Source organism: Duganella sp. GW821-FHT01E12, from assembly GCF_059422325.1.
Window position 1 is genome coordinate 210,921 of record NZ_JBWKWR010000003.1, and the last position, 16,694, is coordinate 227,614.

General features: G+C 65.7%; 19 protein-coding genes and 1 pseudogene. 8 read left to right on the plus strand and 12 right to left on the minus strand.

What is annotated here, in order from left to right:
* Positions 1–3 precede the first annotated feature (3 nt).
* The 5 genes from AC07WS_RS10890 to AC07WS_RS10910 are packed head-to-tail and all read right to left on the minus strand — an operon-like array spanning position 4 to position 3,219.
* Positions 4–219, minus strand: coding sequence for a hypothetical protein (locus AC07WS_RS10890; RefSeq protein WP_494729077.1), 216 nt, complete (start codon positions 217–219; stop codon positions 4–6).
* A 24-nt stretch (positions 220–243) separates the two neighbouring features.
* Positions 244–1,173, minus strand: a complete 930-nt coding sequence (locus AC07WS_RS10895) for a PaaX family transcriptional regulator C-terminal domain-containing protein (protein ID WP_494729078.1) — start codon at positions 1,171–1,173, stop codon at positions 244–246.
* Positions 1,170–2,504, minus strand: coding sequence for a permease (locus AC07WS_RS10900; RefSeq protein WP_494729079.1), 1,335 nt, complete (start codon positions 2,502–2,504; stop codon positions 1,170–1,172). Before AC07WS_RS10900 ends, AC07WS_RS10895 begins: the two co-directional genes overlap by 4 nt.
* A complete protein-coding gene (locus AC07WS_RS10905) occupies positions 2,501–2,761 on the minus strand; it encodes a DUF2249 domain-containing protein (protein WP_494729080.1) in 261 nt (86 codons plus the stop codon). Before AC07WS_RS10905 ends, AC07WS_RS10900 begins: the two co-directional genes overlap by 4 nt.
* Positions 2,758–3,219 carry a hemerythrin domain-containing protein gene (locus AC07WS_RS10910; protein ID WP_494729081.1) on the minus strand — a complete coding sequence of 154 codons (462 nt, stop codon included), beginning with the start codon at positions 3,217–3,219 and terminating at the stop codon, positions 2,758–2,760. The genes AC07WS_RS10905 and AC07WS_RS10910 overlap by 4 nt, the downstream gene beginning before the upstream one ends.
* Before the next feature lie 147 nt (positions 3,220–3,366).
* Between AC07WS_RS10910 and ubiU the strand changes: the two genes are divergently transcribed.
* The 5 genes from ubiU to AC07WS_RS10935 all read left to right on the plus strand — a co-directional run bounded on the left by ubiU (position 3,367) and on the right by AC07WS_RS10935 (position 6,421).
* The gene (gene ubiU / locus AC07WS_RS10915) at positions 3,367–4,404 is read left to right on the plus strand and encodes a ubiquinone anaerobic biosynthesis protein UbiU (protein WP_494729082.1); all 1,038 of its coding nucleotides are present in this window, start codon (positions 3,367–3,369) and stop codon (positions 4,402–4,404) included.
* Between the two features lie 16 nt (positions 4,405–4,420).
* Positions 4,421–5,320: a ubiquinone anaerobic biosynthesis protein UbiV gene (ubiV, locus tag AC07WS_RS10920; RefSeq protein WP_494729512.1), complete on the plus strand. Its 900-nt coding sequence runs from the start codon at positions 4,421–4,423 to the stop codon at positions 5,318–5,320.
* On the plus strand, positions 5,317–5,814 hold the full coding sequence (gene ubiT, locus AC07WS_RS10925) for a ubiquinone anaerobic biosynthesis accessory factor UbiT (RefSeq protein WP_494729083.1): 498 nt from the start codon (positions 5,317–5,319) through the stop codon (positions 5,812–5,814). Before ubiV ends, ubiT begins: the two co-directional genes overlap by 4 nt.
* An 81-nt stretch (positions 5,815–5,895) precedes the next feature.
* Positions 5,896–6,150 (plus strand): CopG family ribbon-helix-helix protein, encoded by a 255-nt coding sequence (locus AC07WS_RS10930; RefSeq protein ID WP_494729084.1) that lies wholly within the window; start codon positions 5,896–5,898, stop codon positions 6,148–6,150.
* Positions 6,140–6,421, plus strand: coding sequence for a type II toxin-antitoxin system RelE/ParE family toxin (locus tag AC07WS_RS10935; RefSeq protein ID WP_494729085.1), 282 nt, complete (start codon positions 6,140–6,142; stop codon positions 6,419–6,421). The genes AC07WS_RS10930 and AC07WS_RS10935 overlap by 11 nt, the downstream gene beginning before the upstream one ends.
* Before the next feature lie 31 nt (positions 6,422–6,452).
* Here AC07WS_RS10935 and AC07WS_RS10940 read toward each other — a convergent pair whose 3' ends face one another.
* Positions 6,453–7,160, minus strand: coding sequence for an anaerobic ribonucleoside-triphosphate reductase activating protein (locus AC07WS_RS10940; RefSeq protein WP_494729086.1), 708 nt, complete (start codon positions 7,158–7,160; stop codon positions 6,453–6,455).
* Between the two features lies 1 nt (position 7,161).
* Positions 7,162–9,378: pseudogene (locus AC07WS_RS10945) on the minus strand (ribonucleoside triphosphate reductase).
* Between the two features lie 208 nt (positions 9,379–9,586).
* Here AC07WS_RS10945 and AC07WS_RS10950 point away from each other — a divergent pair.
* The 3 genes from AC07WS_RS10950 to AC07WS_RS10960 all read left to right on the plus strand — a co-directional run bounded on the left by AC07WS_RS10950 (position 9,587) and on the right by AC07WS_RS10960 (position 11,268).
* A complete protein-coding gene (locus AC07WS_RS10950) occupies positions 9,587–10,441 on the plus strand; it encodes a GNAT family N-acetyltransferase (protein ID WP_494729087.1) in 855 nt (284 codons plus the stop codon).
* An 80-nt stretch (positions 10,442–10,521) separates the two neighbouring features.
* Positions 10,522–10,755, plus strand: coding sequence for a DUF6429 family protein (locus AC07WS_RS10955; RefSeq protein ID WP_494729088.1), 234 nt, complete (start codon positions 10,522–10,524; stop codon positions 10,753–10,755).
* A gap of 45 nt (positions 10,756–10,800) precedes the next feature.
* Positions 10,801–11,268, plus strand: a complete 468-nt coding sequence (locus AC07WS_RS10960; RefSeq protein WP_494729089.1) for a DUF4188 domain-containing protein — start codon at positions 10,801–10,803, stop codon at positions 11,266–11,268.
* Positions 11,269–11,370: 102 nt separating this feature from the next.
* Here the strand turns inward: AC07WS_RS10960 and AC07WS_RS10965 are convergent, their stop codons facing one another.
* From AC07WS_RS10965 to AC07WS_RS10985, 5 genes are all read right to left on the minus strand, one after another.
* On the minus strand, positions 11,371–13,398 hold the full coding sequence (locus AC07WS_RS10965; protein WP_494729090.1) for a M13 family metallopeptidase: 2,028 nt from the start codon (positions 13,396–13,398) through the stop codon (positions 11,371–11,373).
* A 73-nt stretch (positions 13,399–13,471) separates the two neighbouring features.
* Positions 13,472–14,050, minus strand: a complete 579-nt coding sequence (locus tag AC07WS_RS10970; RefSeq protein ID WP_494729091.1) for an SCO family protein — start codon at positions 14,048–14,050, stop codon at positions 13,472–13,474.
* A complete protein-coding gene (locus tag AC07WS_RS10975) occupies positions 14,047–14,853 on the minus strand; it encodes a formylglycine-generating enzyme family protein (RefSeq protein ID WP_494729092.1) in 807 nt (268 codons plus the stop codon). Before AC07WS_RS10975 ends, AC07WS_RS10970 begins: the two co-directional genes overlap by 4 nt.
* Complete coding sequence (gene nirK, locus AC07WS_RS10980; RefSeq protein WP_494729093.1) at positions 14,850–16,268, minus strand: copper-containing nitrite reductase; 1,419 nt, start codon at positions 16,266–16,268, stop codon at positions 14,850–14,852. The genes AC07WS_RS10975 and nirK overlap by 4 nt, the downstream gene beginning before the upstream one ends.
* Positions 16,269–16,399: 131 nt before the next feature.
* On the minus strand, positions 16,400–16,666 hold the full coding sequence (locus AC07WS_RS10985) for a DUF2249 domain-containing protein (RefSeq protein ID WP_117011069.1): 267 nt from the start codon (positions 16,664–16,666) through the stop codon (positions 16,400–16,402).
* Positions 16,667–16,694: the final 28 nt, after the last annotated feature.

Here is a 16,694-nt window from a genome sequence, read left to right on the forward strand (position 1 = left end):
GCGTCAGCGCTTCCTGCCGCTTGCCGCCGCCACGGCGGGCCGGCGTGGAATGGCCGCGCCGAACAACGCTTCGACCATCGGGTCGCGCCGCACCACGGTCTTGTTGGCGCGCAGCGGCTGGCAGATGTCGTCGATCAGGCGGTGTATGCGGCTGCCTTCGCGGCTGATGGTGACGCTCAAGGTGGGACCGTTGTAGAAGGTCTCGATGATGGATTCCATGGTTTTCTCCTGAATGTTTGGGCTTTACGCCGTAAGCAGATGGCCGGATGTGAGTAGCGGGCGGCGTATCCGCGCGACGCCGGGGGCCGGGCTGGTCGCCGCTGCTGCGGCGGCGGTCACCGTCTGGACATGACGGCGCGCCTGGCCGGCGCAGCGGCAGTACAGCGCCACGTAGGTCTGGTAGGCCGCCATCGCCGGCCACGTTGCCGGCAGCAGTTCCTGCGGCAGCAGTGGGTCGGCGCGGCGGCAGTGCTGGTAGCCGTGGCTCACCAGCAGGCGTATCGCGAAGGCCTGCGCGTCGCTGATGGCGCCGTGCTGGTCGAGCAGTTTGCGCAAGGGTTGGAAGCGCTGCTGGAATTCGCGGTACAGCTCGTCGGCCGCGTCCAGATCCCATTCGCTGCGGCCGAACAGCGGCTGGCGCATCGCCGCCGCCAGTTGCGCGCCGCTGACGTCGAACGAGGCCAGACCGTGGTCTTCCGACGTGGCCGAGCCGTCGATGCCAGCGCAGTATGACGCCGGCCTTGCCAGCAGATTGTGCGCCAGCGGGCAGTAGTCCAGTGCCAGCAGGCGTTTGCGCGCGGCGGTGTAGCGCGCCGCGCTGATGCCGCCGCTGTTGACCAGGATGGTCCAGTCCTCGGCGAAGCTGCGCGCCGGCGGGATGTCGAGCCGGTGGCGCGCGGCGCGCACGGCGGCCGCCGTGGCCGGGGCCAGCATGCACAGGCTGCGGCGGCCATGGCGTTCCACGCGGATGGCCTGGTGTTCGGTCAGCCGGAACAGCGCAGTGCGGATCGCCCTTTCCTGGAAGCCCAGCGGCTGCATCAGGGTGATGGCGCTGGCCAGCCATTGGCTCTTTTGCCCGAATAACTGGGCTTCGCTGAACATCAATACCAGCATGGTGTTCAGGCGCGGCCTGGCTTGCTGCAGGCAGTCTTCGAGATAGCTTTCGGTGCTCATGTTGGTGCCGTAACGGATAGGGGTGTGCCGGACGCGGGACGCAGCCGCCAGTACAGGCGCGCCGCCGTGGCCAGGTTGTACCAGAGCCAGAGGCAGGCCGCGCACATCAGGGCGGCGGCCGGCCGGGCCAGCAGGTCGGGGCGGAAGCAGGCGGCCACCAGCAACAGCAGGGCCGCCACCTGGGTCCAGAACTGCCATTTGGCGCGGGACTCGGGAATGATCTTGTTGATGCCGGGGAGTTTGTGTCCGGGGCCGGGCGCTTCCTCGCGCAGGTGATACCAGGTCAGGAAGGGCACGATCTTGTACAGCATGCCGTGGATGGCCGATTGCGCGACGCCGGCCACCAGCAATACGCCCAGCAGCAGCGGGCGCACGTTGGAGGCCTGGCCGGCGGGCCACAGCCACACCGCCAGCGCGGCCAACAGGCAGACCATCGCGGCGCGCCAGTACAGCGTGGTGGGATCGGCGCTCGGGCGCGTGCGGCGTGCCAGCAGGTACAGCGTGCAGGCGCCGAAGACGCCGTAGCCCATGCCCAGCAGCGTGGCGCAGGCATCGTGGAAGACGCGGGCCGGCCCTTGCAGGCCGCTCGACAGCGAGGCCGCCGTCAGCAGCAGGAACATGACGGTGGTGTAGCCGCCGGTGAGCAGCGCGGGATACGGCGGCGTCACCATGAACATCGGCACCACCTGGAAGGCGATGGCGATCACCAGCAGGCCGACCCACCCCTGCAAGCCCCACATGGCGTGCAGGTCGGTCAGGCGCGCCAGCGGCCAGCCGGTGGCGCCGGGCCAGGCGAAGGCGCCCGCCAGCAGGCCGCCCAGCACCATGGTCACGGTCAACGCGGCCAGCGCGAGGCGGATGCCGGCCATCACCGCGCCCGAGCCGGGCGCGTGCTGGCGCCACATGCCGACCGTGCAGGCGCCCAGGAACAGCAGCAGCGCGGACAACAGCAGCGCCATCGCGCCGCGAAACAACCAGGTTTGCTCCAGCCAGAAGGCCGCGGCCAGCAGCAGGGTGCCCAGGCACAGGCCCGCGTGCACCGTGGCGCCGACCGCGCCGGCGCGCGGCACGGTGATCCCGGCCACCACCGGCAGCATCTGCATCAGCGCACCGATCATCGTCATGCTCAGGCAGCCGAGCACCATCAGGTGCGTCAGCGCCAAGGTGTGCGGCGACCAGCGGCTCAACAGCGCGTCCTGTCCCTGCCACGCCAGCAGCGCCGCCGCCAGCGCCGCGAACAGCGGGGCGCTGAGGAAGTAGCGCAGCGGCAGCGACAACGGTGGATTGTCGTCGAACGACAGCGCGTGGCGCGGGGCGTCGGCGGGTTTCATGCGGAGGGCGCGTCCGGCACGAGCCAGATCAGCACTTCGAAGCGCAGGTCTTCCAGCTGCGTGGTGCGGTAGTCGTAGCCGTAGCGCTGCAGCACGCGGTACAGCGGGATCGGATTGCGGTCGATCAGCACGCGCAGGCGTTCGTCCGGTCCCAGCGTGTCGAGCGCGTCGAGGATGCGCACCATCGGCTCCGGCGGCTCCATGCCGCCCACGTCCAGCAGGCGCGAGCTGCCTTGCTGCTCCAGCGCGGCGCTCATGCCGGACTCCCGGCTTCGGCCAGCGCCAGGCTATCCATGCTGGCGATGATGGCGTCGGCCTGGTCCGCCAACGCGCGGTCGGCGTGCGGGTACAGGATGCCTTCCTCTTTCAGGTTGTGCTGGTGCATCAGCACGCGCAGCGTGTCGGCGTTGTCGAAAAAGTCCTCGCCGTCGCGGCGGGCGATGGCGGCGCGCATGTCCTGCAGCGTCTCGCGCAGGTGGCCGTGCTCGGCGCGCATGACGGCGGTCGGGCCGTAGGCGTTGCCCATGGCGCGGTCCAGGCGCGGGAACAGGACGCGCTCTTCCTTGTCCAGATGGCGGTCGAACATCTGCAGGAAGGCGGCGAAATCGTCCGCTGCCATGTTCCAGTCCTTGCGGGCGATGGCCGCTTCGGCCACGGCGTACTGCTCGTCGCAGCGGCGGTGTTCACGATCCAGATAGGTGGCGATCTTGTGCATCTCGAGTCCTTGGTTATGTGCTGTGAAGCATTGTCCCATTCGAGCAAGCTGAATTTCTTTGATTCACATCAAGGATTTCCGGGTTGACGGCGGGATACAGTTCGTTCGCCGTTTGGCCATGATCAATTACCCGTGCCGTTACATCACATGAATCGAACCGACTCTTCCGTTTCCACCCCCACGCGGCCCATCGAGCTGGTGTGCCCAGCCGGCAGCCTGCCGGCGCTCAAGTCGGCGGTCGACCTGGGCGCCGACTGCGTCTACCTGGGATTCCGCGACGCCACCAACGCGCGCAACTTCGCCGGCCTCAATTTCGACGACGCCGCCATCGCCACCGGCATCGCCTACGCGCACGAGCGCGGCTGCAAGGTGCTGCTGGCGCTGAACACGTATCCGCAGCCCGACGCCACCGACTTGTGGCGCACCGCCATCGACCGCGCCGCCGCGGCCGGCGTCGACGCCGTGATCCTGGCCGACCCCGGCCTGATGCGCTACGCCTGCGACCACCATCCGTCGCTGCGCCTGCACCTGTCGGTGCAGGGCTCGGCCACCAACGCCGAGGCCATCAACTTCTACCACAAGAATTTCGGCATCGCCCGCGCGGTGCTGCCTCGCGTGCTATCGCTGTCCCAGGTGGAGCATGTCGTCAAGAACACGGAGGTCGAGATCGAGGTGTTCGGTTTCGGCAGCCTGTGCGTGATGGTCGAGGGGCGCTGCGCGCTGTCGTCCTACGTGACGGGCGAATCGCCCAACACCCACGGCGTGTGCTCGCCGGCCAAGGCGGTGCGCTGGCAGCAGAACGCCAACGGCCTGGAGTCGCGCCTGAACGGCGTGATGATCGACCGCTACACGCCGACCGAGAACGCCAGCTATCCCACACTGTGCAAGGGCCGCTTCGAGGTCGACGACGAGACCTATTACGCGGTCGAGGAGCCGACCAGTCTGAACACGCTGGAACTGCTGCCGCAGCTGCTGGAGATGGGTGTGCGCGCGGTCAAGATCGAAGGGCGCCAGCGCAGCCCGGCCTACGTGGCGCAGGTCACGCGCGTGTGGCGCGAAGCGCTCGACCAGTGCCTGGCCAACGCCGCGCGCTACTCGGTCAAGCCGGGCTGGATGTCGGAACTGAACACCTTGGCGGAAGGGCAGCAGCACACGCTGGGCGCCTACCACCGCTCGTGGAAATGAAACGGGAGTCACCATGATGAAACTAGCCCTGGGGCCGTTGCTCTACTACTGGCCGCGCGCCCAAGTGATGGAATTTTACGAACAGATCGCCGACACGCCGGTCGATATCGTCTACCTCGGCGAGACGGTGTGCTCGCGCCGCCACGAGCTGCGCGCCGCCGACTGGCTGGCCGTGGCCGCCATGCTGGCAGAGCGTGGCAAGGAGGTGGTGCTGTCCTCGCTGGCGCTGATCGAGTCCAGCGCCGACTTCACGGCGCAGCGCCGGCTGGCCGCCAACGGCCACTACCAGGTCGAGGCCAACGACATGGGCGCGGTGCAGCTGCTGTCTGGGCAGGGCGGCTTTATCGCCGGGCCGCACCTCAACATTTACAACCCGCCAACCTTGTCGCTGATGCACGAGTTGGGCGCGCGGCGCTGGGTGATGCCGCTGGAGATGGGGCGCACCGGCCTGGGCCACATGCAGAACGGGCGTCCGGCCGGCATGGAGACCGAGGTGTTCGCGTTCGGCCGCATGCCGCTGGCGTTCTCGGCGCGCTGCTTCACGGCGCGCAACCGCAATCTGCCCAAGGACGATTGCCGCTTCAGCTGCATCGACCATCCCGACGGCCTGATGATGCGCACCCGCGAGAAGCAGGAGTTCCTGGTGCTGAACGGCATCCAGAGCCAGTCCGCGCTGGTGTACAACCTGATCGGCGAAATGGACGAGATGAGCGCGATGGGCGTCGACGTCGCGCGCCTGAGTCCGCAATCGCAGCACATGCCGCAGATTATCGCGGCCTTCGACGCCGCGCGCGGCGGCGCCTCGCAAGCCGCGCCGAGCGCGCAGGCCATGGAGGCGCTGCTGCCGGCCGCGGCCTGCAACGGCTACTGGTACGGCAAACCCGGACTTGAATATCGCATGGAGAACGCAGCATGATCAATACCGTAACCAATCCGCGGCAAGGCGGCGCGCAGCCCCTGCCGGCGCCGCTGGCGGCGTTCGGCCGGCTGCTGCCGGCCTATCCGGGCGCGATGCTGTGCGTGGCGGCGCTGAACCTGGTGTTGCGTCCGCACCTGCCGGACGACGTGCGCGCCAGCCTGCGCGGCAAGCACATGCGCGTGAGCGTCAGCGACGCCGGCGTGTCGTTCGATTTCACCTGGCGCGACCAGGGCTTCGCGCCGCTGCGCGCGGAAGGCGTGCCGGACCTGGACATCGGCGCCTGCACCCGCGATTTCATCGCGTTGGCCCGCCGCGAGCAGGACCCGGACACGCTGTTCTTCTCGCGCCGTTTGTCGATGCAGGGCGATACGGAGCTGGGATTGCTGGTCAAGAACACGATGGACGCGATCGCGTTGCCGATGACGGAACTGGGCAAGCAAGCCCTGACCCGGCTGTTCGACAGCCTGCCAGGCCGGCGTACGCGGGCCTAGTCCGGATCGCGTCGGTTGCTGCATTGACTTTGTGACTATAATACGTACACCGATTACGTCTTACATGTTCACGTTATTCCGATGAAAATCAAGAAACCAAGCAGTGACAAGGCAATGACTGTCCGCCTCCCGGCAGACCTGGCCGGTCAGCTTGATAAGCTGATTCAGGCAACCGGCCGAGGCAAGAGCGCGATCACCGTGGACGCGCTCCGTCATTACCTCAAGGCCGAGTCCTGGCAAATCCAGGACATAGAGGAGGGTATTGCGGAGGCGGATCGCGGAGAGTTCGCGAGTGCTAGCGAAGTAAATTCCTTTTTCGGAAAATATGGCGGTTAAGTGGACCAAAACTGCGCTGGCCAACCTCGTTGCCATCGTGGAGTACATTGAGCAGGATAACGCCGAGCGGGCAAAATCGTTTGTGCTGGAAATACAGACGAAAACAAACAGCCTGACTGAGTTCCCCAACATGGGGCGGCCCGGTCGAGTGGCTGGTACGCGCGAGTTGGTCATTCACCCCAACTATATTATTCCGTACAGAGTACGTGAGGACGTAGTGGAAATCCTGCGGGTGCAACATGTGGCCCGGCGCTGGCCCCGGCGGCTTTGAACCGAATGCCAGGCCAGGGTGGCGTAGCGGCCTAGTGGCTGCGGCGCACGCTGAAGCGGGGGAACAGCGGCTTGATACGTTCCAGCAGCTCCTCCCCCGGATAGCCGGCGACCGCGCTGGTCAACAACGCCTGGTCCTGGCAGCCGGTAGCGCGGAACTCCTGCAGCACATAATGTCCGACACCGAGCGCCGACAAGGCCCGCGCCAGCGCCACCAGCTGCGTGGGCGGCAGCTGCGCCGGATGCACGGTGGTGCGGCACTCATATTCGACCCCGCTGGCCTGCACGGCCGCGATGCTGGTCCGCACCGGATCGCCGCTGCCGGACACGCCCGTCACCACGGGATACAGCGAGAACGGCGCCTTGACGTCCAGCCCCACCCAATCGACCAACGGCAGCACGCTGGCCAGCCGGTCGGGATAGATGCCGGCCGTCTCCAGGCCGATGCGGAAGCCCAGCGCGCGCACGTCGGCGATGGCCTCGCCCAACGCCGGGTCCATGGTGGCCTCGCCGCCGCAGAACACCACCGCGTCGAGCAAGCCCACGCGCCGCTGCAGCGTGGACAGGATGCCCTCCCACGGCAGCGGACTGTCGCCGGTGCGCGGCTGCAGGTGCGGATTGTGGCAATAGCCGCAGCGCCACGGGCAACCCTGCACGAAGATCACGGCCGACAGCAGGCCGGGATATTCGGTGGCGCTGAACGGCGTGTAGCCGCCCACCTTGAGCGTGGCGCGGCCCATGTCAGCGGCCTGCGCTGGCGACGGCTTCGCTGAAGAATTTACGCTCGTGGAATTCCCCCTGCTTGCCGATGTTGAACGAGGCCAGCGGACGGTGGTAGCCCATCACGCGGGTCCAGATTTCGCACGGCTGGCGTTCGGCGTTGTCGAGTTCGGCGATGGTGGCTTGTGGCAGATTGTTCATGTCGTTTCCTTGGTTGGGTTGAAAAGATCAGGCGGTGGCGGCTTGTTTGCGCGCCAGCAGCTCGGCGTCGCACTTGGGGCAGAACGGGTGGCTGCCGTTCAGGTAGCCATGCTTGGGGCAGATCGAGAACGTCGGCGTGACGGTGATGTACGGCAGGCCGAAGCGGCTCAGTGCACGCCGCACCAGCGAGCGGCAGGCATCCGCGCTCGACAGCGCCTCGGTCATGTACAGGTGCAGCACGGTGCCGCCGGTGTACTTGCGCTGCAGCGCGTCCTGCTGCTCCAGCGCCTCGAACGGATCGTCCGTGTAGCCGACCGGCAGCTGCGACGAGTTGGTGTAGTAGGGCATCTCCGCCGTGCCCGCCTGGCGGATGGCCGGATAGCGCTTGCGGTCCTCCTTGGCGAAGCGGTAGGTCGTGCCCTCGGCCGGGGTGGCCTCCAGGTTGTACATGTGGCCGGTCTCGGCCTGGAACTCGACCATGCGCGCGCGCACGTGGTCCAGCAGGCGCAGCGCCAGCGCGCGGCCCCACTCGCTGGTGATGTCGTGCTCGCCGCTAGCATCGAAGTTGCGCACCATCTCGTTGATGCCGTTCACGCCCAGCGTGGAGAAGTGGTTGCGCAGCGTGCCCAGGTAGCGCTTGGTGTACGGGAACAGGCCGTTGTCCATGTGGCGCTGGATCACCTTGCGCTTGATCTCCAGGCTGTCGCGGCCCAGCTCCAGCAGGCGGTCCAGCGCGGCCAGCAGGCCGGGCTCGTCGCCCCGGTGCAGATAGCCCAGGCGGGCGCAGTTGATGGTCACCACGCCCAGCGAGCCGGTCTGCTCGGCCGAGCCGAACAGACCGTTGCCGCGCTTGAGCAGCTCGCGCAGGTCCAGCTGCAGGCGGCAGCACATCGAGCGGATCATGTTCGGTTTGAGCTCGGAATTGATGAAGTTCTGGAAGTAGGGCAGGCCGTAGCGGGCCGTCATCTCGAACAGACGCTCGGCGTTCGGGCTGTCCCACACGAAGTCCTCGGTGATGTTGTAGGTCGGGATGGGGAAGGTGAAGGCGCGGCCCTTGGCGTCGCCGGCCATCATGATCTCGATGTAGGCCTGGTTGATCATGTCCATCTCGGCCTGCAGGTCGCCGTAGGCGAACGGCATTTCCACGCCGGCGATGTGGGGGATCTGCTCGCGCAGGTCTTCCGGGCAGACCCAGTCGAAGGTCAGGTTGGTGAAGGGCGTCTGGGTGCCCCAGCGCGACGGCACGTTGAGGTTGTAGATCAGCTCCTGCATGTACTGCTTGACGTCGGCGTAGCTCAGGCTGTCCTTGCGGATGAACGGGGCCATGTAGGTGTCGAAGGAGCTGAACGCCTGCGCGCCGGCCCACTCGTTCTGCAGCGTGCCGAGGAAGTTGACGATCTGGCCGATGGCGCTGGACATGTGGCGCGGCGGGCTCGATTCGACCTTGCCGGGCACGCCGTTCAGGCCCTCGTTGAGCAGGGTGCGCAGCGACCAGCCGGCGCAATAGCCGGCCAGCATGTCGAGGTCGTGGATGTGCAGGTCGGCCTCGCGGTGGGCCTGGCCGACCTCGGGCGGATAGACGTGGTTGAGCCAGTAGTTGGCGATCACCTTGCCCGAGACGTTGAGGATCAGGCCGCCCAGGGAATAGCCCTGGTTGGCGTTGGCGTTGACGCGCCAGTCCTGGCGGTCCAGGTATTCATTGATGGAGGCGGCCACGTCGACCAGCGAGTGGCGGTCCTGGCGCAGCTTGGCGTGCTGCTCGCGGTAGACCACGTAGCTGCGCAGGGTTTTGCGGTAGCCGGCGTCGTAGAGGACGCGTTCGACGGTGTCTTGTATCAGCTCGACCGACAGGCGGTCCTGGACGCGCGTCGAGGACAGATGCAACAGCGTGCAGTCGGCCAGATAGCTCGCTTCGGGGGCGTCGAACTCGCCGCTGGCGCGGCCGGCCTTGAGCAGCGCGGCTTCGATCTTCTCCAGCGCGAAGACTTGCTCACTGCCGTCGCGTTTGGTGATCTGCGTATGAAACAATGCTTGCATGCTTACTCCCTTATCCCATATCTAGTTGGTTTCGATAGGTTAGGCACTAGATATGGTGCCGTCAATCAAAGTCAGCGGGATTTTGAAATTCCTTGATATGGATTGCCTCTGAGCGTGGATCGATAAACTTGTATCGTGTACTGATACGCGATACTGTCGTGGCCGCGTCACTTGATGTAAGCGATGAAAAGCTGATTGAAGGAGAAACATGAGCGCATTGACTTTGCGTCGAATGAAGGCCAGCGACCTGAAGTTCGCCGCTTCGCTGACTCAGATTGAAAAATGGCACAGCGAAACGCTGGAAGAGTTCGAGGGGTTCTATTCACACGACCCCGCCGGTTGCGTGATTGCGGAGCGGGATGGACAGCGGGTCGGCATGGGCGTTGCTACGGCCTATCATGACGTCGGTTTCCTGGGACAAATTGTTATTGCCCACGAATTTCGGGGGCGCGGCATAGGCAACCAGATAGTCGACTCCCTGCTGACCTACCTGCGAGGCATGGGCGTTCGCAACGTGTATCTGGACGCGACCAAGGCGGGGGCGCCGCTCTATGAACGTCATGGCTTTTGCAAGGATCAACCATCGCTGCGCTATGCTGGCGAGGTACGCGGCGAACATCATCCGCAGGTACGCCTGATGCGCGCCGATGATCTGGCCATGGTGTGCGAGCTTGATCGTCGCTGGTGGGGAGCGGATCGGAGTTTCTTTCTTACCCGGCGCTGGCATCTTCATGGGGACGTTTGCCACGTGCTGGAGGAAGATGGCGTGATTCAGGGTTACGTGCTGGCTCGTCGCCGAGGCGATAAGCTGTGGATAGGGCCGTGGTGCGCGGCACCGCACGTCGAGAGGCCGGAAGCATTGCTAGAAGCGTTGGCGGCGCCTGGCAGCACCGTACCTATCCATGCAGGCGTCCTCGCCTCCAGCGAACGCGCGATCCGGGCCTTCGGACAGTTAGGACTCGGCTGTACCAGCGAACCGCCTTGGCGGATGGTGGCTGGGCCGAACAGCGGACTGGGGCGGGCCAGCGAAGTGCTTGCAAACGGTACGTCCGCCAAAGGCTAACCAAATTAAGAATGACATAAAATGTGGAGAGCAGAAAGTTGGACAATGCCGGTAATGCAGGCTAACTTGTGGAGATCACTATGACACTCGATCCGAATAAAATTGACGACGCAGTGCTGGCCCTGTTACAGCTGGGACTTCACGACGGAAACCGTGCCTGGAAGACGTTTGATTGGGACGTGATGAATCGCCTCCACGCAAAGGGCTTGATCTCGAACCCAGTTGGTATGGCGAAGTCGGTCCTGTTGACTGAGCAAGGCATGGCGGAATCGAGCCGGCTATTTGATGATCTTTTTGGGGCTGATGTAAAGTAGCGGGAACAAAAGCCGCCCTGACCGCGTACAACTGAAAGGGTTTAGATGATTCGTTCCGAACGGCTGACGGCGCAAATGGACGGGGACTATGTGGTCTTCCTGATCGGCATGCGGATCAACAAGCCCTGGAAGATTCACAAGTGGCTGCCGGTCGTGCTGGCCATGCCAAGGATGCTGCGTGAACTCATGAGTACGCCGGATTCGGGACTGCTGTCCTACGAATCGTGGTTAGGCCGAACGACCATCATGGTTCAATACTGGCGCTCGTCCGAACAGTTGCTCGCCTATGCGACCAACAAGGACGCCGAGCACTTCCCGGCCTGGAAGGAATTTAACCAGTCCGTTGGCACGTCCGGCGATGTCGGCATCTGGCATGAGACCTATAAAATTTCGCCGGGCTCATTCGAGAACTTGTACGCGAATATGCCGCCCTTCGGTCTGGGCAAGGCGGGCACACTGCTGCCCGCTACCGGCAAGCGCTCCAGCGCCAGAGACCGCTTAAAAGGCTTCTAAAAAGCACAATGGGGTCAAGTCTGACATTCGGACACGATCTCTGCTGTAACACTGCTTTACAGTAGAGGCCGTGTCCGAATGTCAGACTTGACCCCAATTTGTTTACCACATGATGACGCGCTGTTCGGGCGGCAGGTACATCGGGTCGCCGGGCTTGATGTCGAACGCTTCGTAGAAGCCGGGCTGGTTCATCACCGTTCCCTTGGCGCGGAATTCGCCGGGGGAGTGCGGGTCGCTCTTGATCTGCGCGATCGCCGCTTCGGGACGCAGCTTGGCGCGCCATTTCATCGCGAAGCCGATGTACAGACGCTGTTCGCCCGTCAGGCCGTCCAGCACCGGCGATGGCTTGCCGCCCAGCGAGCGCTGGTACGCCTTGTAGGTGATCGACAGACCGGAGTTGTCGCCGATGTTCTCGCCCAGGGTCAGCTCGCCGTTGATGAAGTAGCCCGGTACCGGGCTGTAGGCGCCGTATTGCTTGACCAGCCCGGCTGCGCGGGCCTTGAACGCGGCGCGGTCTTCCACCGTCCACCAGTTGCGCAGGCGGCCTTTGGCGTCGTACTGGCTGCCGGAGTCGTCGAACGCGTGGCTGATCTCGTGGCCGAAGGTGATGCCCAACAGGCCGTAGTTGACCGCGTCCTCGGCCTTCACGTTGAAGAACGGCGGCTGCAGGATCGCGGCCGGGATGGTGATGGCGTTCAGCGACGGGTTGTAGCTGGCGTTCACGGTCTGCGGCGTCATCGACCATTCCTCACGGTCCACCGTCTTGCCCAGCTTGTCCAGATTGCGCGCCCGGCTCCATGCGCGCGCCGAGCGCACGTTGGCGATCAGGTCGTTCTTCTGGGTCTTCATGGCGCTGTAGTCGCGCCATTTTTCCGGGTAGGCGATGTTCGGCTTCAAGGCCGCCAGCTTGAGCTGCGCTTCCTTCTTGGTTTCCGGACCCATCCAGTCCAGCTTGTCGATGCCGTCCTTGAACGAGGCGACGAAGTTGTTGAACATGGCCATGACGCGTGGCTTGGTCTCGGGCGGCAGGTACATCTGCACGTACAGCTTGCCCACCGCGTCGCCCAGCGCGCCGTCGGTAAAGCGCAGCGCCAGTTGCCATTGCGGTTCGCTTTGCGGCACGCCGCGCAGCACCGTGCCTTCGAACGCGAAGCGCTCCTTGACGGTGGCGCTGTCCAGATACGCTGCGTAGCTTTCGATGATGCGCCAGTTGAAGTAGCTTTTCCACGATTCCAGCGGCACGTTGTCCACGGCGTCGGCGAAGCCGCTCAGGAAGCTGGGCTGGCGCACCACGGCCGACGATGCCTTCGGCGCCAGGCCGGCCGCGCTGAAGTAGGCTGGCCAGTCGAAGGCCGGCGCCAGCGCGGCGAACTTGTCGAAGTCGACGCGGTTGTACGATTTGACCGGGTCGCGCATCTGCACGCGGGTCCATTGCGCGGCGGCCAGGCGGGTCTCGATGTCGAGGATCTGCGTGGCGTGGGCGGCGGCTTGCTGGTCGCCGCTCATGGCCAGCATGGTTTCGATATGCGTCAGGTATTTGGCGCGCACGGCCTTGAGTTTGGCGTCGTCGTCCTTGAGGTAGTAGTCGCGGTCGGGCAGTCCCAGGCCGGACTGGCTGACGTTGATGGCGTAGTGCTCGGGATCCTGCGCGTCCGGCGCGACGTGGGCCGAGAACGGCGTCGGGATGCCGCTGCGCTGCAGGTAGGCGAGCAGCGCCGGCAGCTCTTTCTTGTCCTTGAGGGCGGCCACGCGGGCCAGGTCGGCGTGCAGAGGCTTGAAGCCGGCGGCGTCGCGCGCCTTGTCGTTCATGAAGCTGGTGTACAGGTCGGCGATCTTGTGCGCGTCGCTGCCCGCCTTGCCGGGGTGCTTGAGCGTGGCCTCGATCAGCTTGCGCAGCTGGCCTTGCGCGGTTTCGCGCAGTTCAATGTAGGTGCCCCAGGTCGACTTGTCGGCCGGGATGTCGGTGTTGCGGGTCCAGACGCCGTTGACGTAGCCGTAGAAATCATCCTGGGGACGGATAGCCGTGTCCAGGGATTTCAGATCGATGCCGGACGCCTGTTGGGCGCGCAGCGACGGGGTGGACAAGGCGAGCAAGGCGCAACAGGCGGCGCTGACTAGCGAACGATTCACGTAGGTTCCTTTGACGTGGGTTGGTCTGTGGCCGGGATTATACCTGCCGCTCAGCCCGCGTCTGTCAGCAACTTTACTTGATCAGCGCGGCCACTTGCTTGACGAACGCCGGATCGGGATCGGCGTCGAGCCGGGTGGTGTCGACCTGCACGGCGCCGCTGGCGTCGAGCAGCGCGATGCGGGTGGTGTGGTTGATCTCGCCATTTTCCAGCACGCGGTACTTGATGTTGAGCGTGGCCGCCAGCGCGCGGGTCTGACTGTCGCTGCCGGCGGCCACCAGGCGGAACTGGGCCGGGTCGAGCTGGTGCATCGTCAGCAGGCTGCTCAACGCGGCCGGCGTGTCGTGTTTGGGGTCCAGGCTGATCATCAGCACGCGCACGCGCTTGCCGTCCTGCCCCAGCGCGGCCACGGTGCGCTTGAGTGTTTCGATGATGACCGGGCAGGCCGCGTGGCAGTCGCCGTAGAACATGGTGATGAGCACCGGCGTGCCGGCCATGTCGCGCAGCGCGAAGTGCTGGCCGGCGGCGTCGGTCAGCGTGGCGTCGAGGCGGTAGACGGAATTGCCGGGCAGCGCGGCGGCCGGCCAGGCGTACAGGGGGAGCAGCAGCGCGGCGGCCAGGACGGCGCGGCGCAGGGTGGCGAGGTGGTTCATGGTCGAGTTCCTTGTTCGTGAGGGGCGGGTTCGCGCACGCAGCGGAACCCCAGGTTGGCGCCGTCCTGCCGCGCGTCCATCGCGGACAGCAGGGCCAGGCGCATCAGTACGGCGTAGTTGCGGCGGTCGGCCAGCGACAGGGCGGCGCCGCCGCAGTAGTCGAGCAGTTTCTGGTCGCCGCTGGCGCGGCTGTCGGCATTGACGAACAGGCCGCTGAAATCCTCGACCCATTCCCACACCAGCCCGTGCAGGTCGTGGATGCCGTAGTAATTGGCGGTGCCGGTGGCCACGCTGTGCGGCGGCTGCTTGCCGGCGTCGGCGTACCAGCCCAGGATGTGGGCCAGCCAGGCCGGGTCGTCGCGGGCGTCGGCGCGGTGGTCGTCGGCGGCCGCCGCGAACTCCCATTCGTACCAGCGCGGCAGGCGCCCGCCCTCGGAGGCGCAATAGGCCTGCGCGGCGAACCAGCCCACGTGCACCACCGGCGCGTCGGCGGCCAGCGGTGCGTAATCGGTGGCGCCGCGCCAGCCGGACAGGTAGCTGGGCGCGGCCAGCAGCTCGGGCACTTGCCCGCGCTGCCATTCCGGCGTGCGTTGCACGAAGGCGGCAAATTCCCCGTTCGTCACCAGCCGGGTGCGCAGCAGATAGGGCGCCACGGTCGCGGGCGCCGCCACGCCGTCGGCCGGCAGCACGCTGCGCAGCGTGCCGCCGGCGATGGCGCGGTAGCCGGCCTCGCCGGCCATGCCGTCGCCGGCCAGCACGGCCAGCGTCAGCACGGCGCTGCGGATCGCGGCGCGCCCGTTCATGGCTGGCGCGATTTGCGCATGTCGCGCACCTGGGCCGGCGTGACCGCAGGCGTACCCTTGTTCAGCTCGACACCGACGTAGTTGATCACGGCGGCGATGTCGTCGTCGCTGAGGTCTTGCGGCGGCATCACGCCGTTGTAGTGCTCGCCATTGACGACGATCTCGCCATTGCGCCCGTTGAGCACGATGTGCGCCATTTCATACGGACGTTGCTGGAAGAAGTCGGAATTGGCCAGCGGCGGGAACACGCCGGCCACGCCCTTGCCGTCGGGCTGGTGGCAGGCCGAGCAGTTACTGTCGTAGACGGCCTTGCCGCGCAGTTGCTGGGCGCGGTCGGCCACCACCGGAGCGGGTTTGGCGGCGGGCTTGGCGGCCACGGGGGCGGCGGCGCCGGGCAGCGGCTTCTTGGTGCCCTTGCCGTAGATTTCAGGCCGATCCGGGCCGCTGACCGCCAGCAGGCCGATGGCGCCCTTGTTGAAGGCGCGCGTCAGCGAGTGGTCGACCAGCGTCAGGTTGCCCGGCACGCGCGGCGTGAATTCGACGATGGTCGAGCCGCCGGCGGGCACCATGGTGGTTTGCACGTTTTCCTGGTAGTGGGTGCCGCCCTCGGTGTAGACGCGGTCGAAGATGGCGCCGATCACGTGGAAGCTGGAGGTGATGTTGGGGCCGCCGACGCCGAAGTACATGCGCACCTTCTCGTTGGCCTTGGCGGTCAGCGCGTTGGCGCCGGTCAGGGCGCCGTCGGCGCCGTTGAAGACCACGTAGGTCGGTTTCTCGTCGATGGCCTTCTGCATGTCGAAGCCCTGCAGGCCCGGCGCGCGGTAGGCGCCGCTGGTGTAGAAGTCGCCCTGCATCACGTAGTATTCGCGGTCGACCGGGGCCATGCCTTCCTTGGGTTCGACCAGGATCATGCCGTACATGCCGTTGGCCACGTGCATGCCGACCGGCGCGGTGGCGCAGTGGTACACGTACAGGCCGGACGCCAGCGCCTTGAAGGTGAAGCTGGCTTCGTTGCCGGGGGCGATCAGGGTTTGCGCGGCGCCGCCGCCCGGGCCGGTCACCGCGTGCAGGTCGATATTGTGGGGCAGCTTGTTGTCGGGCAGGTTGAGCAGGTGGAGTTCGACGGTGTCGCCTTCGCGCACGCGGATCATCTTGCCGGGCACGGTGCCGCCGAAGGTCCAGAAGGTGTAGCGGGTGCCGGGGGCGATTTCGCGCTCGACTTCCTCGACGGTCAGGTTGACCACCACCTTGGCCGGCGTCTTGCGGGTGATGGGCGGCGGCAGCAGCGGCGGGGCGAGCAGTTCTTGGGTGATGGTCGGCAGAGCGGGTTCGGACGGGGTGGCCGCTGCAACCTGGCTCATGGCGAGTACGGCGCTGGCAAGGCCGGCCGCTACCAGTTTCAATTGCGTTTTCATTTTTATGTCGCCTTGTAGTTGGTGGGTCGCACCCATGACTGAGTGCGAACCCATGCTATGGGAAGGAAACTGAAAAATCTTTGACCTAGGTTATGGAATTGAGGAAACGTGACAAAGGGACTAGTGAGGGCCTAGTGCGTAGTAACTAGGAAGTCGATGACCACGTGGCCGGCCTCGCGCGCCAGGTAGGCGGCCTGCACGCGCGGGCCGTAGCGGTGCTGGATCTGCGCCAGCAGCGGCAGCGGATCGTGGTCGTTACAGAAGCGCATGATCTCGCCGGGGTTGAGCGAGTCGAGCGCGCCGAAGATGGCGGCGTGGCGCAGGCGGCGGGCCACGCCACGGGCGTCGAAGGGATAGATGCCGTCGGGGATGGTCGGCTGGGAACAATCGTGAGACATGGTGAAACTCCTTGGGTTGGTATGCTGG